The organism is Streptomyces sp. 7R007, from assembly GCF_054850255.1.
Genome location: NZ_JBTWMV010000010.1, coordinates 21,676 through 44,536, shown reverse-complemented (window position 1 = coordinate 44,536; position 22,861 = coordinate 21,676). Strand labels below are relative to the sequence as shown.

The 22,861-nt window shown below is 75.0% G+C and carries 25 protein-coding genes; 8 read left to right on the top strand and 17 right to left on the bottom strand.

The window, feature by feature from the left end; all coding sequences use genetic code 11:
- Positions 1–55: 55 nt before the first annotated feature.
- Entirely contained in the window at positions 56–1,207 is a 1,152-nt protein-coding gene (locus ACYF6T_RS15545; protein WP_461696767.1) for a permease, read from the bottom strand.
- Between the two features lie 178 nt (positions 1,208–1,385).
- Here ACYF6T_RS15545 and ACYF6T_RS15540 point away from each other — a divergent pair, with 178 nt between their 5' ends.
- On the top strand, positions 1,386–2,042 hold the full coding sequence (locus tag ACYF6T_RS15540) for a glycerophosphodiester phosphodiesterase (protein WP_461696765.1): 657 nt from the start codon (positions 1,386–1,388) through the stop codon (positions 2,040–2,042).
- The gene (locus ACYF6T_RS15535) at positions 2,029–2,850 is read left to right on the top strand and encodes an inositol monophosphatase family protein (RefSeq protein WP_461696764.1); all 822 of its coding nucleotides are present in this window, start codon (positions 2,029–2,031) and stop codon (positions 2,848–2,850) included. The genes ACYF6T_RS15540 and ACYF6T_RS15535 overlap by 14 nt, the downstream gene beginning before the upstream one ends.
- Before the next feature lie 37 nt (positions 2,851–2,887).
- Here ACYF6T_RS15535 and ACYF6T_RS15530 read toward each other — a convergent pair whose 3' ends face one another.
- The 6 genes from ACYF6T_RS15530 to ACYF6T_RS15505 form a co-directional block, all read right to left on the bottom strand.
- Entirely contained in the window at positions 2,888–3,568 is a 681-nt protein-coding gene (locus ACYF6T_RS15530) for a GntR family transcriptional regulator (RefSeq protein ID WP_461696762.1), read from the bottom strand.
- A gap of 74 nt (positions 3,569–3,642) precedes the next feature.
- A complete protein-coding gene (locus tag ACYF6T_RS15525) occupies positions 3,643–4,644 on the bottom strand; it encodes a proline racemase family protein (protein WP_461696761.1) in 1,002 nt (333 codons plus the stop codon).
- A gap of 3 nt (positions 4,645–4,647) precedes the next feature.
- A complete protein-coding gene (locus ACYF6T_RS15520; RefSeq protein ID WP_461696760.1) occupies positions 4,648–5,547 on the bottom strand; it encodes a dihydrodipicolinate synthase family protein in 900 nt (299 codons plus the stop codon).
- A gap of 31 nt (positions 5,548–5,578) precedes the next feature.
- Positions 5,579–6,982 carry an FAD-dependent oxidoreductase gene (locus tag ACYF6T_RS15515; protein WP_461696759.1) on the bottom strand — a complete coding sequence of 468 codons (1,404 nt, stop codon included), beginning with the start codon at positions 6,980–6,982 and terminating at the stop codon, positions 5,579–5,581.
- A complete protein-coding gene (locus ACYF6T_RS15510; RefSeq protein WP_461696758.1) occupies positions 6,975–7,274 on the bottom strand; it encodes a (2Fe-2S)-binding protein in 300 nt (99 codons plus the stop codon). The genes ACYF6T_RS15515 and ACYF6T_RS15510 overlap by 8 nt, the downstream gene beginning before the upstream one ends.
- Entirely contained in the window at positions 7,271–8,425 is a 1,155-nt protein-coding gene (locus tag ACYF6T_RS15505; RefSeq protein ID WP_461696756.1) for an NAD(P)/FAD-dependent oxidoreductase, read from the bottom strand. Before ACYF6T_RS15505 ends, ACYF6T_RS15510 begins: the two co-directional genes overlap by 4 nt.
- A gap of 646 nt (positions 8,426–9,071) precedes the next feature.
- Here ACYF6T_RS15505 and ACYF6T_RS15500 point away from each other — a divergent pair.
- A complete protein-coding gene (locus tag ACYF6T_RS15500) occupies positions 9,072–9,224 on the top strand; it encodes a hypothetical protein (RefSeq protein ID WP_461696754.1) in 153 nt (50 codons plus the stop codon).
- 164 nt (positions 9,225–9,388) lie between these two features.
- Here ACYF6T_RS15500 and ACYF6T_RS15495 read toward each other — a convergent pair whose 3' ends face one another.
- Positions 9,389–10,018 (bottom strand): TetR family transcriptional regulator, encoded by a 630-nt coding sequence (locus ACYF6T_RS15495; RefSeq protein WP_461696752.1) that lies wholly within the window; start codon positions 10,016–10,018, stop codon positions 9,389–9,391.
- Between the two features lie 93 nt (positions 10,019–10,111).
- Between ACYF6T_RS15495 and ACYF6T_RS15490 the strand changes: the two genes are divergently transcribed.
- Complete coding sequence (locus ACYF6T_RS15490) at positions 10,112–10,774, top strand: class I SAM-dependent methyltransferase (RefSeq protein ID WP_461696751.1); 663 nt, start codon at positions 10,112–10,114, stop codon at positions 10,772–10,774.
- 28 nt (positions 10,775–10,802) lie between these two features.
- Here ACYF6T_RS15490 and ACYF6T_RS15485 read toward each other — a convergent pair whose 3' ends face one another.
- The 3 genes from ACYF6T_RS15485 to ACYF6T_RS15475 all read right to left on the bottom strand — a co-directional run bounded on the left by ACYF6T_RS15485 (position 10,803) and on the right by ACYF6T_RS15475 (position 14,336).
- Positions 10,803–13,313 (bottom strand): FtsX-like permease family protein, encoded by a 2,511-nt coding sequence (locus tag ACYF6T_RS15485; RefSeq protein WP_461696749.1) that lies wholly within the window; start codon positions 13,311–13,313, stop codon positions 10,803–10,805.
- 76 nt (positions 13,314–13,389) lie between these two features.
- The gene (locus ACYF6T_RS15480; RefSeq protein ID WP_461696748.1) at positions 13,390–14,133 is read right to left on the bottom strand and encodes an ABC transporter ATP-binding protein; all 744 of its coding nucleotides are present in this window, start codon (positions 14,131–14,133) and stop codon (positions 13,390–13,392) included.
- Positions 14,130–14,336: a hypothetical protein gene (locus tag ACYF6T_RS15475; protein WP_461696747.1), complete on the bottom strand. Its 207-nt coding sequence runs from the start codon at positions 14,334–14,336 to the stop codon at positions 14,130–14,132. Before ACYF6T_RS15475 ends, ACYF6T_RS15480 begins: the two co-directional genes overlap by 4 nt.
- A gap of 163 nt (positions 14,337–14,499) precedes the next feature.
- Here ACYF6T_RS15475 and ACYF6T_RS15470 point away from each other — a divergent pair, with 163 nt between their 5' ends.
- From ACYF6T_RS15470 to ACYF6T_RS15455, 4 genes are all read left to right on the top strand, one after another.
- Positions 14,500–15,768, top strand: a complete 1,269-nt coding sequence (locus tag ACYF6T_RS15470; RefSeq protein WP_461696745.1) for a sensor histidine kinase — start codon at positions 14,500–14,502, stop codon at positions 15,766–15,768.
- 30 nt (positions 15,769–15,798) lie between these two features.
- Positions 15,799–16,458, top strand: a complete 660-nt coding sequence (locus ACYF6T_RS15465) for a response regulator (protein ID WP_461696744.1) — start codon at positions 15,799–15,801, stop codon at positions 16,456–16,458.
- 106 nt (positions 16,459–16,564) lie between these two features.
- On the top strand, positions 16,565–17,494 hold the full coding sequence (locus tag ACYF6T_RS15460; RefSeq protein WP_461696742.1) for a CPBP family intramembrane glutamic endopeptidase: 930 nt from the start codon (positions 16,565–16,567) through the stop codon (positions 17,492–17,494).
- Positions 17,495–17,566: 72 nt separating this feature from the next.
- Positions 17,567–17,776 carry a hypothetical protein gene (locus tag ACYF6T_RS15455; protein ID WP_461696741.1) on the top strand — a complete coding sequence of 70 codons (210 nt, stop codon included), beginning with the start codon at positions 17,567–17,569 and terminating at the stop codon, positions 17,774–17,776.
- A gap of 58 nt (positions 17,777–17,834) precedes the next feature.
- On the opposite strand, the gene ACYF6T_RS15450 is transcribed toward ACYF6T_RS15455, so the two are convergent.
- The 6 genes from ACYF6T_RS15450 to ACYF6T_RS15425 form a co-directional block, all read right to left on the bottom strand.
- A complete protein-coding gene (locus ACYF6T_RS15450) occupies positions 17,835–18,128 on the bottom strand; it encodes an SCO5918 family protein (protein ID WP_461696739.1) in 294 nt (97 codons plus the stop codon).
- Between the two features lie 66 nt (positions 18,129–18,194).
- Entirely contained in the window at positions 18,195–18,530 is a 336-nt protein-coding gene (locus ACYF6T_RS15445) for a CBS domain-containing protein (RefSeq protein ID WP_461697107.1), read from the bottom strand.
- A 71-nt stretch (positions 18,531–18,601) separates the two neighbouring features.
- Positions 18,602–20,047: a DEAD/DEAH box helicase gene (locus tag ACYF6T_RS15440; RefSeq protein WP_461696738.1), complete on the bottom strand. Its 1,446-nt coding sequence runs from the start codon at positions 20,045–20,047 to the stop codon at positions 18,602–18,604.
- A 200-nt stretch (positions 20,048–20,247) separates the two neighbouring features.
- Positions 20,248–20,451, bottom strand: coding sequence for a cold-shock protein (locus tag ACYF6T_RS15435; protein ID WP_007383480.1), 204 nt, complete (start codon positions 20,449–20,451; stop codon positions 20,248–20,250).
- Between the two features lie 235 nt (positions 20,452–20,686).
- Complete coding sequence (locus ACYF6T_RS15430; RefSeq protein WP_461696732.1) at positions 20,687–21,022, bottom strand: MerR family transcriptional regulator; 336 nt, start codon at positions 21,020–21,022, stop codon at positions 20,687–20,689.
- A 192-nt stretch (positions 21,023–21,214) separates the two neighbouring features.
- The gene (locus ACYF6T_RS15425) at positions 21,215–22,855 is read right to left on the bottom strand and encodes a helix-turn-helix domain-containing protein (protein ID WP_461696730.1); all 1,641 of its coding nucleotides are present in this window, start codon (positions 22,853–22,855) and stop codon (positions 21,215–21,217) included.
- Between the last annotated feature and the right edge of the window lie 6 nt (positions 22,856–22,861).

Below are 22,861 nucleotides of genomic sequence, written 5' to 3'. Positions count from 1 at the left end.
CGTCAAGAAGCGCCGGGCCGCCTTCGCCGCCGTCGCCCCCTGTGCGGGGGGCCTGTCAGTGGTGAGGGTGGCCCTGCGCCGGGGAGCCGCCCATCATGCGGAGCATCCCGGGGCCGCCGGTGCGCAGGAAGCGGACCAGCAGGGCCGCGGCCGGCAGCAGGAAGGCGATGTTGAGCCAGGTCGTGTAGTTCCAGGTGATGCCGGAGTCCGGGATGCGCGCGTCCGCCTGGTCGGGCACCAGGCCCAGGCCGCCGAAGGCGAACTCCACGGCGTACCCGGCGACGGCCATCGCGGCGAAGAACGTGACCAGCAGGAAGGCGGCCATCCGGACGCCGTAGTACTTGCGGTAGATGTTGAGGATCGGCAGGATCAGCAGGTCCGCGAAGATGAAGGCGATCACCCCACCGAAGCTGATGCCGCCCTTCCACAGCACGACGGCCAGCGGCACGTTGCCGATCGAGCAGACGAACGTCGCGATCGCCACCAGCGGGCCGACCAGCGGACCGATCGCCTTCGCGGCGAGGGGGTGGTCCTGGAGGAAGAACGACCGCCAGAAGTCGTCCGGCACCCACGCCGCGATCGCCCCGGCGATCAGCAGCCCGGCCACCAGGTCCCGCAGGATCGCCGCCCACTCCATGACGAAGATGTGCGCCACGGACGTGAACCCGTCCCGGGACAGCAGTCGGCGCAGGAACCCGCCCTCGCCACCCACCGACATGTCCATCGCCGCGTGCCCCTCCATCGACCCGGCGATCCCCCGCTCGGCCTGCTCCCGCGCCCCCTCCAGCAGCCGCCGGCGCAGGAACAGACGGAACAGCAGCGCGAGGACGAGGATCATCACCGGACCGCCGGTGAACTCCGCCGCGGTGAACTGCCAGCCCATCAACAGGGCCATGATCACGCCGAGTTCGATCACCAGGTTGGTGGAGGCGATCTCGAAGGCCATCGCCGCCGTGAAGTCCGCCCCCTTGCGGAACAGCGACCGCGCCAGCGCCACGGCCGCGTACGAACACGACGAGGAGGCCGCGCCCAGCCCGGCCGACAGGGCGAGGGTGCGCGGACGGTCGTCGCCGAGCAGCCGGACGACCGTGGAGCGGCGCACGACGGCCTGGACGACGGCCGAGAGGGCGAAGCCCAGGATCAGCGCCCAGGTGACCTCCCAGGTCATCGATCCGGCGATGGACAGAGCGTGCCCGATGGCGTCCATGGACGGAAGTGTACCCCTGGGGGGTATGGGCACACCGGAGGCGTCACCCGCCCCGCACGAGGTGCACACCAACTGTCCAGAAGGCGTAGCCGCGGAGTTCTTCCGTTCGTTGTGCCTGCCGTCTGTGGTGCTGGTACCGCCCGCGCGCCACGTGGTACGCGGGCAACGAGGAGGCGGCGTGAGCGTGTTGGCGGTGGCGCACCGGGGCGACCCGCGGGGCGCGGTGGAGAACACCCTGGAGGCGGTCCGGCTGGCCGACAAGGCCGGGGCGGACGCCATCGAGGTGGATCTCCGGCGCACGGCGGACGGGGTGGTCGTCCTGCACCACGACGACGACCTGCGCCGGCTGTGGGGCAGCGCCGAGCTGATCGCGGACCTGACCCTGAACCAGCTGCGCGCCCACGCCCCGGAGATCCCCACCCTCGCCGAGGCCCTGACGGCCACCGACCTCCCCCTGCTGCTGGACACCGGCGACCCCGAGGTGGCGCTGGCGGCCCACGCCGAACTGGCGGGCAGGCCGGCCATGTTCTGCGGCGCGGCCCGGGCGATGGCGGCGCTGCGGGCCGTGGACGAGGACGCCACCCTGTTCCTGAGCTGGTACGGCGCCGAGCCGCCGGGCCCGGACGTGCTGGCCGCCGTCCGCCCGCAGTACTTCAACCCCGAGCACCTCTTCCTCTCCGAGGCCGGGGTGGCGGCCTGGCACGAGCGCGGGGTGCTGGTGAGCTGCTGGACCGTGGACGGCGAGGCGCGCCGCGCGCAGCTGCTCTCCTGGGGCGTGGACGCGCTCATCAGCAACGACGTGGAGGGACTGGTGAGAAGCTGTGCCGCGGGATGACCTGGACGCCGGGACCGGGGTGGACCTGGAGCGGGCACTGGAGGTCGCCGTCGGGCTGGCGGAACGGGCCGCGGAGCTGATCCGGCGACCGCGTCCGGACGCCGTACGGGAGAAGGACTCGCCCGCGGACATCGTCACGGACACGGACGAGGCCGTGGAGGCGGAGGTCCGCGAGGTCCTCGGCCGGGCCTTCCCCGAGCACGGGATCGTCGGCGAGGAGTACGGCGTCACGAAGGGCGCCGCCGACGCCCCGCACTGGGTCGTCGACCCGATCGACGGCACCACCAACTACGCCCACGGCCTGGGCTGGTGCTCCTTCTCCCTGGGCCTGGCCGCGCCCGACGGAACCCCGCTGCTCGGCGTGGTGGCGGACCCCTGGCGGGGCGAGACGTTCACGGCGGTCCGGGGCGCGGGGGCCCGGCTCGACGGCACGCCGGTCCACGCGGCCGACCACACCACCCTCACCGGCCACGCCTTCCTCACCGAGTGGGCGGCCCACGCCCACTGGCCCGGCATGGACGCGCTCCTCGCCGAACTCGCCGCCCGGCACTGCACGGTGCGCGTGATGGGCTCCACGGCCCTCTCCCTGGTCCAGGTGGCGGCGGGCCGCGCGACCGCGGCGGCGATCGGCGAGTTCCACCACGTCGACGGCCTCCCGGCACTGCTCATCGCCACGGAGGCGGGCGCCGTCGCCGTACCCGAACGCCCCGCGTACGACGAGCCGTTGCTGCTGGCGGCCCCGGGAGCGGCGGCGGAGGCGACGGAGATCTGGCGGCGGTCGGGGGTGGGGGCGCGGGAGGCGGGGTGACCGGGGGCGGCGGTGCGCGGCGAGGCCCGCCCCCTTGTCACGCGGTCGGCGGACGGTGGGCTGCCCACAGACCGCGCACGTGGCCGAGGTGACGGGTCATGATCGTGCGTACGGCCTTCTCGTCCCGGGCGACCAGGGCGTCGAGGAGGTCCAGGTGCTCCTGGGCGGAGGCGAGCAGGCGGCCCGTCTCCACCAGTGCCGTGAGCCCGTACAGACGGGAACGGCCGCGCAGGTCGGCCACCACCCGAACGAGGTGGGCGTTGCCCGCCAGGGCGAGCAGACCCAGGTGGAAGCGGGTGTCGGCCTCGACGTAGGCGACGAGGTCGCCGGCCGCGGCGGCGGTGACGATCTCGCGGGCCGCCGGCCGCAGCGCCTCCAGGGAGACGAGATCGGCGCTGCCGGCCAGCTCCACCACGGTCGGGATCTCGATCAGGGCGCGTACGTGGGTGTACTCGTCGAGCTGCTTCTCGGAGACCTCGGTGACCCGGAACCCCTTGTTGGGAACGGCGTCGACCAGGCCCTCCTTGGCCAGGTCCAGCATGGCCTCGCGCACCGGCGTCGCGGACACCCCGAAGCGCGCGGCCAGCGTCGGCGCCGAGTACACCTCGCCCGGCAGCAGCTCGCCCGCGATCAGCGCGGCCCGCAGCGCGTCGGTGACGCGCTCGCGGTAGCTCCTCTTCTTGCCGCCCAGGACGGGCAGGTCGGGCGCGACGGCCATGGCGGATCTCCTCGTATGCGATGTCACGCGCCACCGGCGTCCGCTGCGGCCTCCGGTGGTGGGGCCGGCCGCGCTCAGAGGACGAAGCCGGCCGGGAACGGGTCGGTCGGATCCAGAAGGTACTGCGCGGTGCCGGTGATCCACGCCCGGCCGGTGAAGCTGGGCAGCACGGCCGGGCGGCCGGCGACCTCGGTGGTGCCGAGGAGGCGGCCGGTGAAGCGGGTGCCGATGAAGGACTCGTTCACGAACTCGGTGCGCAGCGCAAGTTCGCCGCGCGCGTGCAGCTGGGCCATGCGGGCGCTGGTGCCGGTGCCGCAGGGGGAGCGGTCGAACCAGCCGGGGCGGATCGCCATCGCGTGCCGCGAGTGCCGGGCGGTGGAGCCGGGGGCGACCAGGTGGACGTGGTGGCAGCCGCGGATGGACGGGTCCTCGGGGTGCACGGGTTCGTCCTCGGCGTTGATCGCCTCCATGAGGGACAGGCCCGCGGCGAGGATGTCGTCCTTACGGGTGCGGTCGAACGGCAGCCCGAACTCCGTCAGCGGCAGGATGGCGTAGAAGTTGCCGCCGTACGCCATGTCGTATGTCACCGTCCGCCCGTCGGCCAGGGTGGCCTTGCGGTCGAGGGCGACGGAGAAGGACGGCACGTTGCGCAGGGTGACGTGCTCGGCCCGGCCGTCCGCCACCGCGACCTCGGCGACCACCAGGCCGGCCGGGGTGTCGAGACGGATCGTGGTGACCGGCTCGGCCACCTCCACCATGCCCGTCTCCACCAGCACGGTCGCCACGCCGATGGTGCCGTGCCCGCACATCGGCAGATAGCCGGAGACCTCGATGTAGACGACGCCCCAGTCGCAGTCGGGCCGGCTCGGCGGCTGGAGGATCGCGCCGCTCATCGCGGAGTGACCGCGCGGCTCGTTCATCAGCAACTGCTTGATGTCGTCGCGGTGTTCGCGGAAGTACAGGCGCCGTTCGTTCATCGTCGCGCCGGGGATGGTGCCGATGCCGCCGGTGATCACGCGGGTCGGCATGCCCTCGGTGTGCGAGTCGACGGCGTGCAGGACGAGCCGGCTGCGCACGGCCTACGCCAGTCCGGCCGCGAGGGCCCGCTCGGTGGCCGCCCGCACGACCGCCTCCTGCTCGGGCCGCAACGGCACGCGCGGTGGCCGGCAGGCGCCGCCGTGGCGGCCGGCGAGGTCCATGGACAGCTTGATCGCCTGTACGAACTCGACCCTGGAGTCCCAGCGCAGCAGGGGATGCAGCTGCTCGTACAGCTTCTTCGCGGTGGCCAGGTCGCCGCCGGCCGCCGCGCGGTACAGCTCGACGGTCGCGGCCGGCAGCGCGTTGGGGTAACCGGCCACCCAGCCCTTCGCGCCCGCCAGCGCCAGCTCCAGCAGCACGTCGTCGGCGCCGATCAACAAGTCGAGTTCCGGGACGAGTTCGGCCAGCTGGTAGGCGCGGCGGACATCGCCGGAGAACTCCTTGACCGCGTGGACGTACCCCTCGCCGTGCAGCTTCGCGAGCAGCTCGGGCACGAGGTCGACCTTGGTGTCGACGGGGTTGTTGTACGCCACCACCGGCACGCCCGCCCCGGCGACCTCGGCGTAGTGCGCGAGCACCGAACGCTCGTCGGCGCGGTAGGCGTTGGGCGGCAGCAGCATCACGGCGGCGCAGCCCGCGTCCCGGGCCTGCTCGGCCCAGCGGCGGGCCTCGGCGGACCCGTACGCGGCCACCCCCGGCATCACGCGCTGCCCGCCGACCGCGGCGACGGCCGTCTCGACGACCCTGGCGCGCTCCTCGGGCGTGAGGACCTGGTACTCGCCGAGGGAGCCGTTGGGGACCACACCGTCGCAGCCGTTGTCGACCAGCCAGGCGCAGTGCTCGGCGTACCGGCCGTAGTCGACGCGGAGGGCGTCGTCGAAGGGGAGCGCGGTGGCGACGAGAACGCCCCGCCAGGGGCGGGTCGTCGGGGTGGTGGTCATCAGGGGCATCCTCCAACCGATGTGTGACACATTACCGACGGTCGTGCGCTTCCTCCCCGGCACGGGCGAGCACACCGAGCGGCACCGGCCGGGCGAACGGCCTGCGCGCGGCCGTCTCCGCGCACCCGGCGAGCCCGGCCACCGCCGGACCGCACATCCGCCCCTGGCACCAGCCCATCCCGGCCCGCGTCAGCAGCTTGACGGTCCGCGCGTCCCCGGCGCCCAGCTCCCGCACCGCCCGCCGGACCGCCCCCGCGGTGACCTCCTCGCACCGGCACACCACCGTCCCGTCGCCGACCTGCTCGGCCCAGTGCGCGGGCGGCGCGTACACCGCGTCGAGCGCGGCGAGGAACCGCCGCAGCCCCGCCCGCCGTCGTGCCGCCGCCGCCCAGGCGGAAGGGTCCGGCTCGACCCCGGCCAGCCGCGCGGCGGCCGAACGCCCCGCGATGTGCCCCTCGGCGAGGGCGAGCGCCGCGCCGCCGACGCCGGTGGTCTCGCCCGCCGCCCACACGCCCGGCACGTCGGTGCGCTGTTCGTCGTCCACGCGCACCGCGACCCCGTCGAGCCGGCAGCCCAGGGCCTCGGCGAGATCGGTGTGCGGCAGCAGACCGTGCCCGACGGCCAGCGTGTCGCAGGCGATCCGGCGCCGGGTGCCCGGGCGCACCCGGCCCGCGGAGTCGAGCGCGGCGACGGTGACGGCCGTCAGCCGGTCCTCGCCGTGGGCCTCCACCACGGTGTGGTGGACGAGGGTGCGGACCCGGTGCCGGAGCAACCGGGCGCCGTAACCGGCCCCTTCGGCGAGCTTGGCGGGCTGGGCGGCCAGTGCGCGGGCCCGGCGGGCGAACGCGCGCGGGTCGGCGGACTCCACCAGCGCCGCCACCCGTGCGCCGGCCGCCGCGAGGCCGGTGGCGACCGGCAGCAGCAGGGGCCCGGTGCCGGCGACGACGGCCGTGCGGCCGGGCAGCACCAGCCCGCCCTTGAGCAGGGCCTGCGCCCCGCCCGCCGTGACCACGCCGGGGAGGGTCCAGCCGGGGAAGGGCAGCACCCTCTCGTAGCCGCCGGTGGCGATCAGGACGGCGTCCGCGGGCAACTCGGCGGGCTCCGCCTGCTCGGGGCCGTGCAGGGCGTGCACGGTGAAGCCCCGCTGCCGGCGCTCGACCAGCCACACGTGGTGGCCCGCGACATGTCGTATGGCACCGGTTCGCACGCCTCCCGCCAGGCCGTCCCGGAGGCGTTCCCAGGTGCGCCGGTCGTGGTGCAGGGCCTGCGGGCGGGCGGCGCGCAGGGCCGGGGCCGGCTGCCGGTGGAACTGGCCGCCCGCCTGCTCCGCCGCGTCGACCAGGGTGACGCGCACCCCGTGGGCCGCGGCGGCGAGGGCGGCGGCGAGACCGGCCGGCCCGGCGCCGATCACCGCGAGGCGGGGGCGTTCAGTCACCGTGGCCCGTCCCCTCCTGCGTGCCGATCACATCGCCAGGCCGCACCGGGACCAGGCAAGCCCGTTGGCCCGGGCGGCCGTTGACGGTGACCAGGCAGTCGAAGCAGACGCCGATCCCGCAGAAGACGCCGCGCGGACGGGCCTGCACCCTGGTCGTCCGCCACGCGGTCACGCCCGCCGCCCACAGCGCGGCCGCGACGGTCTGGCCGGGCAGCGCCGTCAGCTCCCGCCCGTCGAAGGTGACGGTGAACGCCGGGCCCGGGCGGGCCCCGGCCAGTTCCAGGGGGTTCACGCGGCCTCCTCGGGGAAGCGGTCGGGGCGGAACGGCGTCAGGTCGAGCTCCGGCGTCTTCCCGCTCAGCGCCTGGGCGACCAACTGCCCGGTGCCGGTGGCGAGTCCGATGCCCGCGCCCTCGTGACCGCAGGCGTGGTGCAGGCCGGGGACGCGCGGGTCGGGGCCGATGGCGGGCAGGTGGTCCGGCAGGTACGGGCGGAAGCCCACGTAGCTGCGCAGCGCGCGGACGTCCGACAGGAACGGGAACAGCCCGGTCGCGCCGGCCGCCAGCGCCCGCAGGGCCGGCAGGGACAACGAGCGGTCGAAACCGACGCGTTCGCGGCTCGCCCCGATCAGCACCGGCCCGGCCGCGGTGCCCTCCACGACGGGCGAGGTCCGCAGGGCCGCCGAGTCGCTGGCGACGTCGGCCACGTAGTCGGCGGCGTACACCTTGTGCCGGATGCGGCGCGGCAGCGGTTCGGTGACCAGCACGAAGCCGCGGCGGGGGCGGACGGGGAGGGTGACGCCGGCGTGCGCGGCGAGCTCGCCGCCCCAGGTGCCGGCGGCGTTCACGACGGCCGGGGCGTGGATCGCGCCGCGGTCGGTGCGGACGCCGCGGACGGCGCCGCCTCGGGTGCGCAGCACCTCGGTCACGGCAGGGCCGGTCGCCAGGCGGGCGCCCGAGGCGCGCAGCAGGTGGGCGGCGGCGAGGGCGGGCATCACCTGGGCGTCCTGCGGGTAGAGCACACCGCCTGCGAGTCCGGGCGCCAAGTGGGGCTCCAGCGCGCGGAGTTCCTCGTGACCGACGCTCACCGCCTCTACCCCGGCCGCCCGTTGACCGACCGCGAGCGCCTTCAGCGCGGTGAGGTCGCCGGGCGTGGCGGCGACGACGAGACCGCCCTTCGCCTCGTACTCGAACGACGGCCCGAGATCCGGCTCCTCGGCCAGCTCGGCCCACAAGCGGGCGGAGAGCAGGGCGAGTTCGAGCTCGGGGCCCGGTTCCTTGTCGGAGACGAGCAGGTTGCCCTCGCCCGCGCCGGTGGTGCCGCCCGCGACCGGGGCGCGGTCCACCACGACGACGTCCAGGCCCGCCCGGGCGGCGTACAGCGCACAGGCGGCGCCGACCATCCCGGCACCGACGACCACGACATCGCAGGTCAGTCGCCCCACCCCGGTAATATGTCACATGGCACCCCCCGCCAAACCCCGGCGCGACAAGCCACCGAACCTCAGAGCGACGAGCGAGCCGCCGAACGTCCGCACGGCGAGCCGCCGAGCTTTCACGCGGTGGGCTGCTAAACCTCCGCGTGGTGGGCCGCCGAGCTTTCACGCGGTGGGCTGCTAAACCTCCGCGTGGTGGGCTGCCGAGCTTTCACGCGGTGGGCTGCTAAACCTCCGCGTGGTGGGCTGCCGAGCGTCCGCGCGGTGGGCCGCGAGACCTCCGCGTGGTGGGCTGCCGAGCGTCCGCGCGGTGGGCCGCGAGACCTCCGCGTGGTGGGCTGCCGAGCTTTCACGTGGTGGGTCGCCAAAACCTGGCGCGGTGAGCCGCCGAACCTCCGTGCGGTGGGCGCGCTAAACCCCGGCAGTGAAGGCGCGCGCGCCGCTCCCTCGCTCTCCCCCCGCGCTTCCGCACGCCGGGCGGTCACCCTTCCGGGGCCGTAACCGCCGCCACAAGAATGGCCCCCCGTGCCGCTGCTCCCAGCTCCCAGCTCCTCGGTCGTGAAGTCGTACCCGACCGGCGTCTCCGTCTGGAAATGACGGCACATTCCCAGAGCCGGACACCGCAAGCCTGCCACCACGAGCAAGGAACACGATCGTGAACTACCTCAGCGGTACCGGCACCGGACTCGTCGCGGGCGGTGCCTCGCTCGCCGCCACCGGTGTCTCCTCCACCACCCACCTGATCGTCGCGGCCAGCCTGGCCGCGTTCCGCCGTCGACGGCGCGACGCCGGCGCGGCCGGCGACTGAGCCGGGCCGCCGCCTCTCACCCCGGCACGGCCGGACCCGCCGCGCGCAGGTGCCGGACCGGCCGTGCCGGACCGGCCACCGTCGCCGCCACCACCCCGGGCCCACGCCCCGGGGGTTCGTCATGCCCCCTCCGCATGCCCCCTCCGCCGCGCGCGCCCGCGCCGTCAGGAAACCGGTGCCGTTCCGTCCGGCAGCAGCGCCCGCAGGGCCATCCGCGTCAGCTCCGCCTCCACCGCGTCCCGGTCCGGTACGACGGCCGCGCGGAACCCCCGGCCCGCGAGCAGCGACACCAGCCACCAGGCCGCCGTCCCCGGCTCGACGTCGGCGCGCACGTCACCGCTCGCCTGGCCGCGCCGCAGCAGGTCGGCGAGGGCGTCCGCGAAGTGCCGGTGGACCTGGCGCAGCGCCTCGCCGAGCTCCGGGTCGTGGGCCAGAGCGGTGGCGTCGGCGAACAGGAAGCCGTGCGCCCCGGGCCGGTGGAAGCGGTCCATGTGGGCCGGGTCGAGGAACTCGGCCAGCACCTCGGGCACCGGCCGGCCGGCGTCGGCGGCCCGGTGCAGCAGCCCGGAGACGGCGTCGGTGGCGTGGTCGAGGGCGGCGCGGTACAGCGCGGACTTGGAGCCGAAGTTCTGGAAGACGACCGGTTCGGTCACTCCCACCCGGCGGGCGATGTCGGAGACCTTGCCGCGCTGGTAGCCGGTCTCGGAGAAGACCTCGGTCGCCGCGGCCAGGATCGACGCCCGCCGTTCGGCGGCGGGCAGGCGGGTGCGGGTGCGCGGGCGGGACTCGGTCACGTCGCCCATCCTATGCCGCCCTTGCCACGGTTCTTAGTCGCGACTAAGTTAGGGACAGGTACTTAGTCACGACTAAGTTATGGAGGAGGGCCCATGTCCCTCGGACGTCTCATGCAGGGCGGGTCGCACCCGGACACCCCCGGCGTGACCATCACGACCCCACGCGCCTACGAACTCTTCGGCGACGTCTGCTTCGCCGGCCGCCGCCACCGCGCCTTCACCCGCCTCGCCGAGCTCAGCGGCGCCGCACCGGGCGACCGCGTCCTGGACGTCGGCTGCGGCACCGGCTACCTGACCCGGCACATGGCCGCCCGCGTCGGCCCGGACGGCACGGTGACCGGCGTCGACCCCTCGGGGCCGGTCCTGGACTACGCCCGCCGCCGCGCGCCGCGCCCCGGCAGCGCCCCCTGCATCTACCAGGAGGGCACCGCCGAGTCCCTCGACCTGCCGGACGCCTCCTTCGACACCGTCGTCACCAGCCTGATGCTGCATCACCTGCCGGAGGAACTGCGCCCCGCGGCGCTGCGCGAGATGTACCGGGTGCTGCGTCCCGGCGGGCGGCTGCTGGTCGCGGAGTTCCGCCCGCCGAGGAACCGGCTCGGCCGTCTGCTGGTGCACGGCGCCACGTGCCACGCCATGGCCCACCACCGCGTCGACCTGCTCGACACCCTCGTCGCGGACGCCGGCTTCGAGGTGAGCGGGACCGGGGACGTGCGGCCCTGGCTGTCCTACGTACGGGCGGCACGGCCCCTCTGACGGCACGCGAACCGCGTGCCGGGCGCGCTCAGCAGGCCCGCAGCGCGTCGGCGGGCGGTGTGCTCAGGGCCCGCCGGGTGGGCAGTTCGACGGTCAGGAAGGACGTCGCCGCCACGGTCACCGCGAGGGCGGGCAGCAACCAGAGGGGGCCCGCCGGCCAGGGGTGGCCGAGGAAGCCCTGGCCCAGCAGGGCGAGGGGGAGGGCGGCGAGCACCAGGCCCGCGGTGAGCGCGGCGACGGCGACCAGCGCGGCCTCGCGGCGCATCATCGCGCGGATCTGGCGGGGTGTCGTACCGACCAGGCGCAGCGCGGCGATCTCGGTGCGGCGCTGGGCGGTGGCGGCGACCAGCTTGTTGGCGATGCTGAGCAGCAGGTAGCCGAGCAGGACGACGATGGTGGCGAGGTTGATCCACACCTCGGGCGGGGTGCCCCGGCCGGCGGCCGCTCCGGCGTCCCGCAGGGTCAGACCGGGGCGCGCGGCGGCCAGTCCGGCCAGCCGGTGCGCGGTGGCCGCCGTCCCGTCCGTGCGGACCAGCAGGCTCTGGTCCAGGGCCGAGGTGGTGTGGCCGGCGGCCAGGTCGGCGGAGAGGACGACCGGGCCGAAGCCGAGCCCGCGGTCGTAGACGGCGACCACCCGGGCCTCGACCCGCGTGCCGTCCCCGAGCACCAGCCGCACCCGGTGCCCGAGCCCGGCGTCCCGGGTCCGCGCCACCTCGCCGCTGACGGCGACCGTGTCCCCGGACAGCCGGTCCAGGCCGCCCTCCCGCACCGCCGGGTCGAGCACGCCCGTGGCGGCCGGGGTGAGGATCATCGCGGTGTCGGCCTCGGTCTCGGTGTCGCCGAACTGCCGGTAGGACCACACCACCGTGGTGGTGCCGGCCGGCGCGACCGCCCGCACTCCCGGCACCTCCCGCACGGCCGCCCGCGTGTCCGTGGGCAGCCCGCCCAGGGCCGGCGCGCTCAGCCGGTACCGGGCGAGGGTGCCGGCGCGGGTGTCGTGCGCGGTGGCGGCCAGCACGGTGGTCTGCGCGAGGGCGTACGTCAGCACGAACACGACCGCCATGGCCAGCGGGCTGACCACGCCCGCGATCCGCAGCGCGTACGCCCGTACGTTCGCCAGCGCCAGCCAGGTCGGTGCGGCGGCCCCGGGCCGCAGCCGGCGCACGGCCGCCGCACCGGCGTACCGCACCAGCGCCGGGCCGGACAGGGCGAGGCCGATCGCGGCGAGGATGCCGGCGATGGAGGTCGCCGAGGCGCCGAGCACCGTGCGGGAGAACAGGGGCACCGCGCCCAGCACGCTCGCGGCGGCCATCAGCAGCAGCCCGGCGTGCGTGCGGGCGGGCGAGGGCCGGCGCGGTTCGCTGCGTGACTCGGCGACCGCCTCGGTGGCGGGCATCCGCGAGGTCCGCCAGGCCGCGCACCGGGCCGACACCTGCACCACCACCGCGAGCAGCGCCAGTGTGGCCAGCGCGGGCAACGGGCCGACGGTCAGCGGCAGTTCGGGCGGCAGGACGCCCCGGTCGGCGAGCAGCTCGCGGAACCGCCCGGCCAGCGGGTAGCCGAGCGCCACGCCGGGTACGACGGCCACGGTGGCGACGGCCGAGGACTGCGCGGCGGCCAGCCGGCGGATCTGCTTCGGGGTCGCGCCGACCGCCCGCATCAGTGCCAGCTCCCGGCGCTGCCCGGCGATCGACACGCCCAGCGCGCCCGCCGTGACGAACCCGGTGATCAGCAGCACGATCCCGGAGAGCGAACCGGCGAGCAGCACCAGCAGCGCGCGGGCCGAACCCACGCCGGGCGAGACCGACTCCCCGACCCCGGCGCCGGTGCGCACCCGCAGCCCGGTTCCGGCCACCCGGCTGCGCACCGCCTCGGCGACCCACCGCTCGGCGCCGGGCGCGGTCCGCAGGCCCACCAGGTCGACCGTGTCCGTGCCGCGACCGGCCAGGCGTACGGCGGTGGCGTTGGCGAAGTAGACGCCGGCGCCCGGCGCGTCGACCACGGCGGAGACGCGGTAGCGGGCGGCGGGGCGGCCGTTCGCGACGACCTCGACCCGGTCACCCGGCTCCAGGCCCGTCCCGGACGGTACGCCGACCTCGTCCGGCCCGGCCGGCGCCCGGCCCGTCACCCGCGGGTGGGCCAGCAGCTCCGTCGAGGACCAGCCGTGCCCGGCCGCCGCGGGGTCGTCGGCCGTCGGCAGGACGCGGCCGCCGCTGCCGACCAGCGCCGCCGGGAAGCCGATGTCCCCGACCGCCGCGGTCACGCCCGGCAGTCCGGCCAGCCGGCCGACGAGCCGGGCGGGGACGCGGGCGCGCTCGGGCAGGGCGAGGGGCAGATCACCGCCCGGGTGGTACTCCTGGTCGGCGGCCACGACGACGTCCGCGCCGCCGAGCCGCCCCGGCGGCACCGTCGAACGCAGCCCCGACTCGGCCAGCACCCCCGTGGCGGTGATCAGCGCCGCGCCCCCCAGCACCGCGCACACCACGGCGAGCAGCGCGGTGATCCGGTGGACGGCCATACGCACGGCGAGCTGGAACATGGTCCGGGACCTCTCTGTCGGATCAGTCGGATCTGTCGGATCTGACGGGCTTGACGGGGGCCGGCGTCCGCCGCGCCTAGCGCTCGCCCAACACGGCGAGCCGCTCCGCCAGTTGCGGTGCCGTCGGGGCGTCCAGGGCGTCGACGACCGAGCCGTCGGCCATCACCAGGGCACGGTGGGCGCGGGAGGCGGCGGCGGGGTCGTGGGTGACCATGACGACGGTCTGGCCCAGGTCGTCGACCAGGCCGCGCAGCAGCTCCAGCACCTCGTGCGCGCTGCGCAGGTCCAGCGCGCCGGTCGGCTCGTCGGCGAACACGACGGCCGGTTTCGCCGCCAACGCCCGCACGACGGCCGCCCGTTGCTGCTGCCCGCCGGAGAGCTCGGCGGGCCGCCGGTCGAGCCGGCCGGCCAGCCCGACCCGTTCGACCAGCCCCGCCACCCAGTCCCGGTCGGGCCGGCGGCCCGCCAGCCGCAGCGGCAGCGTGATGTTGTCCTCGACGCTGAGCGAGGGGATCAGGTTGTACGCCTGGAAGACGAACCCCACGCGGTCGCGGCGCAGTTCGGTCCGGCGGGTCTCGTTCAGCCCGGCGATCTCCCGGCCGTCGATCCGGACGCTGCCCGAGGTCGGCGTGTCCAGCCCCGCGGCGCAGTGCATCAGCGTGCTTTTGCCCGACCCCGAGGGCCCCATCACGGCGAGGAAGGTGCCGGGAGCGACCGTGAGGGACACGTCGTCCAGGGCCCGTACACCCCCGGGGTAGGTCTTGGTGAGGTGACTCAGCGCGATGGCCGGGGCGCGCACCGCGAGCGTGGTGACGCTCATCGACGGCCCCGCAGCCGCCGTACGACGAGGACGGCCGCGCTCAGCGCGGTGACCGCGCCGCACGCCAGGTGCACGCCGAGGCCGGAACCGGCGTACGAGGCCGCCATGTTGGCGACCGCGCTGACCACCAGCAGCAGCCAGAGCAGGACGCGCACGAGGTCGGCGCGGCTGACGGGGGAGGACGCGGAGGGGGTGTTCGTCATCCGGGGCTCCTTGGACGATCGGGGCTGACGTGCATCGACGCTAGGGATCACGGGCCCCCGCGGCCGATCCCGCCTGCCGCCCGATTCGAGGTACAGCAGGCTGTACTGCGCCGCGGCCTCCCCCGGCCGTAAGGTCGTTCGCGCCGACACGAGCGGAGGGCGCATGACGACCCGGACAGTGAGCCGAACCGACCCCGACGGCTTCCGGCGCATCGCCGTACGGGCCCTGCGCGCGGCCGGCGCGGCGCTCGGGGAGCTCGTCGGCGGGCTCGTCACGGCCGTCCTGGCGCTGGGCCTGCTGGTGCTGCTGGCGGTCTGCGCCGTGACCGCGCCGCTGGGCGCCGGCCTGCTCGCCGCGCCCCTCGCCGTGCGCGCCCTGCACGCGCTGGCCGGCCGGGAGCGGGAGCGGCTCTCCCGGCGGGGCCCCGAGGTCCTCGCGCCGGACCCACCGCCCACCCGGCTGCGGCTCGCCCTCGCCGACGCCACCACCCGCCGTGAGCTGCGCTGGCTGCTGCGGCACGGCACGCTCGGGCTGCTCCTGGGGCTGCTCGGCGTCTTCCTGCCGGTGGCCGCCGTCCGCGACAGCGTCTTCCCGCTGCTGTGGCCGTTCGCACCGGCCGACGCGACCAGCACGTCCCTCGGGTTCGGCACCGCCCGCTCATGGCCCGAGGCGCTCTCGGTGAGCCTGCTCGGCGTCGCCTGGATCGCGATCATCCTCGGGCTGGGTCCCGGCATGGCACGGCTCCAGGCCCGCCCCGGGCGCCTGCTGCTCGCGGCCGGTCCCGGCACCGACCTCTCGCTGCGCGTCGCGGAGCTGACCGCCACCCGGGCCGCCGCGCTGGACGCCCACGCCGCCGAACTGCGGCGTATCGAACGGTCGTTGCACGATGGCACGCAGAACCGGCTGGTGACCGTCACCGTGCTGCTCGGCGCCGCCCGCCGCCAGGTGGCCCGCGACCCGGCCCGCGCCGACGAGATCCTCGAACGCGCCCAGTCCGCCGCCGAACAGGCCCTGGCCGAACTGCGCTCGGTCTCGCGCAGCATCCTGCCGCCGGTGCTCTCCGACCGCGGTCTGGCCGGCGCCCTGGCCGGGCTGGCCGCGGAGTGCGCCGTGCCGTGCCGCACCGACGTCGAGGCACCCGAGCGGTGCGCCGCCTCCGTGGAGGCCACCGCCTACTTCGTCGTCGCCGAGGCCCTGACCAACATCGCCAAGCACAGCGGTGCCTCCCGGGCCGCGGTGACCGTGCGCTCCCGCGGCGGCCGGCTGCTGGTGACCATCGAGGACGACGGGCGGGGCGGCGCCGACGAGAACGGCGGCTCCGGACTGACCGGCATCCGCCGCCGCGTGGCCGCGCACGACGGTACGCTCCGCGTGACCAGCCCGCCCGGCGGCCCCACGACCCTGGACGTGGACCTGCCCTGCGGGCGCTGAACCACCTTCTCCAGCGAGCGAGTTGCCGATATGCGGATCGTGATGGCCGAGGACGACCCGTTGCTGCGCGAGGGGCTCGCGCTGCTGCTGGGCGCGGAGGGCCTCGACGTGGTGGCCAGGACCGGCACGGCCGAGGAGGTGCTGGCCGCCATCGACGCGCACGAACCCGACGTGGCCGTCCTCGACGTACGGATGCCGCCCACGCACACCGACGAGGGCGTGCGCGCCGCCGTCGAGGCCCGGCGCCGGCACCCCGGCCTCGCCGTCCTCGTGCTGTCCGCCTACGTCGAGCAGTCCTTCGCGACCGAACTGCTCACCGGCGGGGTGAGCGGGCTCGGCTATCTGCTGAAGGAACGCGTCGGCCGGGTCGAGGAGTTCCTCGACGCGCTGCACCGGGTGGCCGCCGGCGGCACCGCCATCGACCCCGAGGTCGTCGCCCAGCTCTTCACCCGCTCCCGCCAGGACACCCGCCTCGAACGCCTCAGCCCACGCGAGCGGGACGTCCTCGCCCTGATGGCCGAGGGCCTCGGCAACAGCGCCATCGCCGAACGCCTCGTCGTCACCGACGGCGCCGTCCACAAGCACATCCGCAGCATCTTCGCCAAGCTCGACCTGGCCCCCACCGACCAGGTGGACCGGCGGGTGGCGGCCGTCCTGCACTACCTGGAGGACGCCCGCAGGAAGGCGTGAGTACAGCCTGCTGTACCGCGGTTCGGGGCGCGCACGGCAATGATCGGCGGGCGCGGCGCTGGTGTGCTGGAGGCATCACACCAGCCCCCGCCGAAGGGACACCGCGGTGACGACCACCACCGTCGAGACGCCACTCGACCCCGCTTCCCACCCCCTGCGTGACGGCATCCGCCGGCGCCCCCTGACCTGGTTCTTCACGCTGGCGTTCGCGCTGAGCTGGCTGGCCTGGACGCCGTACGTGCTCTCCCGCAACGGCCTCGGCGTCTGGCACTTCGCCTTCCCCGGGGCCGGCGGCAGCAGCCAGCTGCTGGGCGTGCTGCCCGGCGCCTACCTCGGTCCGATCACCGCCGCGCTCCTGGTCACCGGCGTCACCGAGGGCCGCGCCGGACTGCGCGCCTGGCGTCGCCGGATGACCCGGTTCCGGGTCGGCTGGCGCTGGTACGCCGTCGTCCTGGTGTCGGTGCCCGCGACCCTGACGCTCACCTCGGCGGTGCTGGCCGGCCGGGGTCCGGCAGCGCCGTCCGCCGCGGTGCTGGCCGCGTATCTGCCGGGCCTGCTGCTGCAGATGGTCACCACGGGGCTCGCGGAGGAGCCGGGCTGGCGGGAGTTCGCGATGCCGCGGATGCAGCGCCGCTACGGGCCGCCGACCGCGACGCTCGTGGTCGGCGTGCTGTGGGGCGCCTGGCACCTGCCGCTGTTCCTGACCGAGTGGGGCGGCGGACCGCACGTGGACCCGGCCCGGCCGCTGGAGTTCATGGCCACGACCCTCGCCTTCAGCACCGTCATGACCTGGGTGTTCAACCGCTCCGGCGAGAGCATGCCGCTGGTGATGCTGCTGCACACCGGCGTCAACAACTTCTTCTCCCTGGCCTGGCCGGACCTGTTCCCCTCGCTCTCCCTCGCCGACACCACGCATGCCTTCCTGCTCGCCTCGGCGGCGGCTGCCCTGATCCTGCTGCTCGCCACCCGAGGCCGCCTGGGACTGCCCCCGCTGGTGTCGGCCACACCCAACTCCAGGGCAATCAAAGGGAGTTGACAGCGGCAGGGACAGCCTCGGCCGGCAGAGTCGCGGCACTTCGCGTCCCCGAGCACGCAAGAGGCCCCTGCCGTGACCCACCTCCGCTCACGCACCGCCCTCCCCGTCGCGGCCGTCCTCACCGCCTTCTCGGACTCCGACGGCATCTCCGGCGACACGGTCACCGACATCACCGGCAACGGTCACACGGTGACATACGACACCGCACTGAGCGCCAACAGCGCGCTGGACGGCCCTACGTACGCCCTGCGGGGCGGCGGCAGGCTGACTCCGGCGCGCTGACCGGTCCGGCGCGTTCAGGGACGTCACCCGGCTCGGGCCGGTGACGAGGAAGGAGCGGTCAGCTCCAGTCGACGGCCGTCGACTGCCAGGGCGCGGGCTGTTCCGCGGGCGTGGCGGGCGGGGCATCGTGGCAGGTGAAGCCGAGCCGGGTCAGCGCCCTGCGGACCTCGCCGACGGTGAAGTCGCGGCGGTCCTGCCGGGTGATCACCTCACCGACCTGCATGACCGGGTAGGTGCGGCGGCCGATGGTCACGGACACGCCGGTGACGGGCTCGGCCGTGACGCCTCGCATCGACTGCTCCACCTCGAACTTGGTGAAGTCGAACGGGTAACGGGCGATGACGCAACGCATGGTGCCTCCACGGGGGTGGGGAGCGGAACGCCGGAGGGGACCCGGCGCCGCGCGGGCGGTCAGGGGTCAGGGCAGCAGGGCGAGCACGCCCAGGGCGTAGCCGTGCTCGTCGACCACGGGGGACACCTCCAGCGCCCGGGTCCGCATGGCGGCCTCCGCGTCGCCGAGAGCGGCCGCGGACGAGGTGAACGGCCCCCGGTCGTAGGGGATGTCCCGCAGCCGGGCCCGGTCGCGGTACCACGAGGCACCCCGGTGGGCGGTGAGCTGGGCGCGGGTGACCAGGCCGGCGCACCGGCCGTCCTCGTCCCGCAGCAGCAGGTGCGGGACGCGGGCGCCGATGAGCACGGACAGCGCCACGTCGACCGCCATGTGGTCGTCGGCCTGGAGCCCCGGGGCGTCCATGGCGTCCTTGGCGGTCAGACCGGTGCCGAAGGCCACGTCGGCTGGCGGGGACCAGGGGGAGGGGTCGGACGTCAACGGCTTCTCCTGTTCGACCGTCCGCCGCGTCGGCGGCCGGCGGGGCGTGGACGCCCGGTGGGGGCGGCGTCGGCGGTGGCCGCGACGGTGAGGACGACCGGGGTGCCGGAAGGCGGCCGGGCTCCGGTGATGCGGGTCAGTTCGGCCTCGCCCGAGCGGGTGCGCACGGTGCGGGCGGTGACGCCGGCGTCGGCCAGCAGGCGGGCCATCGCGCGGCGCTGGTGGGGCAGCACGAGGGTGACGACGGTGCCGGACGCCCCGGCGCGTGCGGTACGGCCGCCGCGGTGCAGGTAGTCCTTGTGGTCGGCGGGCGGATCGACGTTGACGACCAGGTCGAGGTCCTCGACGTGGATGCCGCGGGCGGCGACGTTGGTGGCGACCAGGGCCGTGACGTGGCCCTCCTTGAACTGCGTCAGGGTCCGGGTGCGCTGGGACTGGGACTTGCCGCCGTGCAGCGAGGCCGCGCGCACCCCGACCGCCAGCAGCTTCTTCGCCAGCCGGTCCGCCGCGTGCTTGGTGTCGATGAACATGATCACCCGGCCGTCGCGGGCGGCGATCTCGGCCGCGGTGGCGTGCTTGTCCTCGTCCTCGACGTGCAGCACGTGGTGCTCCATCGTGGTGACCGCGCCGGCGGCCGGGTCGACCGAGTGGACCACGGGGTCGTGCAGGTACGTGCGCACCAGCCGGTCGACGTTGTGGTCCAGGGTGGCCGAGAACAGCATCCGCTGCCCGTCCGGGCGCACCTGGTCCAGCAGCGCGGTGACCTGCGGCAGGAAGCCCATGTCGGCCATCTGGTCGGCCTCGTCGAGGACGGTGACGGCGACCCGGTCCAGACGGCAGTCGCCCCGGTCGATGAGGTCCTTGAGCCGGCCCGGGGTCGCGACGACGACCTCGACCCCGCCGCGCAGCGCGCTCGCCTGCCGGCCGATCGACAGCCCGCCGACCACGGTGGCCAGCCGCAGGCGCAGTGCCCGGGCGTAGGGGGTGAGGGCGTCGGTGACCTGCTGGGCGAGCTCGCGGGTGGGGACCAGCACGAGGGCCGACGGCCGCCCGGGCTCGGCCCGTCGTCCCGCGGTGCGGGCCAGCAGGGCGAGCCCGAAGGCGAGGGTCTTGCCGGAGCCGGTGCGTCCGCGGCCCAGGACGTCCCGCCCGGCCAGCGAGTTCGGCAGGGTCGCCGCCTGGATCGGGAACGGCACGCGCACGCCCTCGGTGCGCAGCGCGTCCAGGACGGGCTGGGGCAGGTCGAGGTCGGTGAACGCCTCGGCGGACGGCAGTGCCGGGGTGGCGGGGGCCGGCGGCGCGATCTCCTCGCGGGGGCCGGCGGGGCGGGTCTTACGGCCGCCGTGTGCGCTGTCGGCCGGACGGGAGCGGGCGTTGCGGCGCGGGGGTTTCCTGCGGTGCAGGGGCGGGGGACCGTCGGTCGTGCGGCCTTCGCGGTTCAAGCGGAACCTTCCTCGATGCGGCACGTATCGAGGAATACCGGGAGGCGGTGAGGACCCGCACCGGGATTCGCAAGAATGAGCCTGACGTGGGTCGACTGGGCGTGACGTCTGGTGACGCGGGCCGACGTGGAAATGCATACGAATCGGGGCCCGCACCCGAAAGTGCGGGCCCCGGTCGCGTGGGACGCGGCGCGTCAGCGTCAGGCGGGAACGATGTTCTCGGCCTGCGGGCCCTTCTGGCCCTGCGTGACGTCGAAGGTAACCTTCTGGCCTTCCTGAAGCTCGCGGAAGCCGCTGGTGGCGATGTTCGAGTAGTGGGCGAACACGTCAGCGCCGCCGCCGTCCTGCTCGATGAAGCCGAAGCCCTTTTCCGCGTTGAACCACTTCACGGTGCCAGATGCCATATTGAATCTCCCTAAGGGGGCAGTGCCGGAATCCGCACTTTACGGATCCGAGTCGCCGCGATGATCACCCCTCCGGAAAGATCCGGAAAGCTCTGCAAAGAATGAAATCTCTGGCAACCAAAACTGCAACTGCTATCACGCTAACACAGGCCGGACCGGAAGACCTCATGAGTTTTCGGACCGCCGGGCAATTCTCCTCCCGCGGCCGCACCTATTTCTGCACCGGCGGGACCAGCTATTCGCCCCCGCGCTCGCCGAGCCTGCGGCTCAGGTCCCGGTTCTGGCGCAGGACGTCCTCCAGCCGGTCCTCCAGCGAGACGATGCGGCAGGCGGCCTCGACGGGCGTGCCCTGGTCGACGAGCTCACGGGCGCGGGCGGCGACGCGCAACTGGCGGCGCGAGTACCGGCGGTGGCCGCCGTCCGAGCGCAACGGCGTGATCAGCTCGGCCTCGCCGAGGGCCCGCAGGAAGGCGGGGGTGGTGCCGAGCACGTCGGCGGCCCGTCCCATGGTGTAGGCGGGGTAGTCGTCGTCGTCGAGGTTCCCGGCGACGGGGGCGTTCTCAGCGGGCATGACACCTTCGTTTCGAGGACGTACGCCAACCCTAACGCCGCCAGGCAAGCACATATGGCTTCGCCGTGACAGATTCCCAAACGGCCGTCCACCGCCCGTTCCCGGTCGAGGACGCCGAGATTCCGCGGGGCGGGCCGTCGGTGCCGACGGCGTGCGGCGGCAGGGCCGGTCCGCTCCCGCCGAACCGGCGTGTCAGCTCACACTCTTGATCCACTCGCCGCCGCCCGGCGGGTAGTTGTAACTGGTGCCGCCGACCTTGGCACACGTGCGGAACGGGGTGCCGCCGTTGTCGATGTGCACCGTGCCGTGCCGGCTGCCGCTGGACCAGTCCAGGGTGAGGTCCCAGCGGACGTCGTGGGCCTTGGTGTGGACGGTGACGTAGTAGACCTCCGGGTCCGACTCGCTCACCTTGTACGGGAAGTCGCGCTGCCCGTTCCTGACGGTGAGCGTGGGACTGCCGCTGTCCAGATCGGCGTCGAACGACCTGGTCTCGACACCGCCGCCGCAGCCGGACCCCATCGCGTACTCGTTCCAGCCGAGCGGCGCCCCCTTGGACAGGACGCGCAGGTGCAGCGCTTGTAGCACGACGGTGTCCTGACCGGTGCCCTGCACGGTGAGCGCGACCCGCTGCTCGCCCGAGGAGACGGCCCCGTAGGCGGCGGCCCAGCGCGTGGCGTCCTGCTCGCCCGCCGGCGGCCCGACCTGCCCCGGCTCGCTGTCGACGAGGAAGTACTGGCTGCACGGAGTGTCGTAGACGTAAGGGCGGACGTCGACGGTGAGGGGAACGGCGGCGGCGGAGCCGGTGCCCGCAGGCTGCTGACGCGCGCCCTCCTGCCCGCCGGTGCCGGAGCCGGAGCCGGTGGCGGTGGCGGCGGGAGAGGCGGAAGCCGGGGCGGAGGCGGATGCGGACGGCTTACGCCCCTTGCCGCCGCTCGCGGAGGGATCGGCGCCGGGCTTCCCGCCCCCGGCCGCGCCACTCGACGCCGGGACCGTGTCCGGCTGCCGGTGCGCCGTGTCGTCGGCGGAGCCGAAGGAACCGGGCAGGGTGAGGGCGACCGCGGTCAGGGTGGCGGCCGCGACGAGGGAGGCGACCAGCACGGCACGGCGACGGGAGGGGCGACGGGGCTGGGACGGGCCGGCGGTGTCGGGGAGATCGAGGACGACAGGCAGGTCGTCGCGGCCCGGGGCACCGGGCACGGTGGCGGCGGCGGCCGGGGGGTCGGCGGCGGGGACGCCGGGACCGGTTCCTCGGGCTGAGCCGCGTGCCTGAGCGGGACCGGTTCCTCGGGCTGAGCCGCGTGCCTGAGCGAGGCCGGTTTCTCCGGCTGAGCCGCTCTCCTCCACCGAGCCGGCCCCTTGCGGCGAACCGCTGCCCTGCGCCGGGCCGCTCTCTTGCGGCGAACCGCTGCCCTGCGCCGGGCCGCTGCCCTGCGGCGAACCGCTGGCCTGCGCTGGACCGCTCTCTTGCGGCGAACCGCTGCCCTGCGCTGGACCGCTGCCCTGCGCCGGGCCGCTGCCCTGCGCCGGGCCGCTGCCCTGCGCCGGACCGCTCCCCCGCGCCGAACCGCTCTCCTTCGCCGAGCCGGCCCGTCGTGCCGCGTCGGCCAGGATCCACCGCCGGTGCAGTTCGACCATTTCCTCCGGCGTGGCCCGGCAGGCTCTGGCGAGGCGCTCCACGGGCGCGTACTCGTTCGGTACGGCGGTGCCGTTGCAGTAGCGGTGGAGCGTGGACGTACTCATGTGGAGCCGCGTGGACAGCGCCCCGTAACTGAGTCCCGAGCGCTCCTTGAGCTCCCGCAGCAGCTGCGCGAACGCCTCCGTTGCCCCTGACACGCGTCC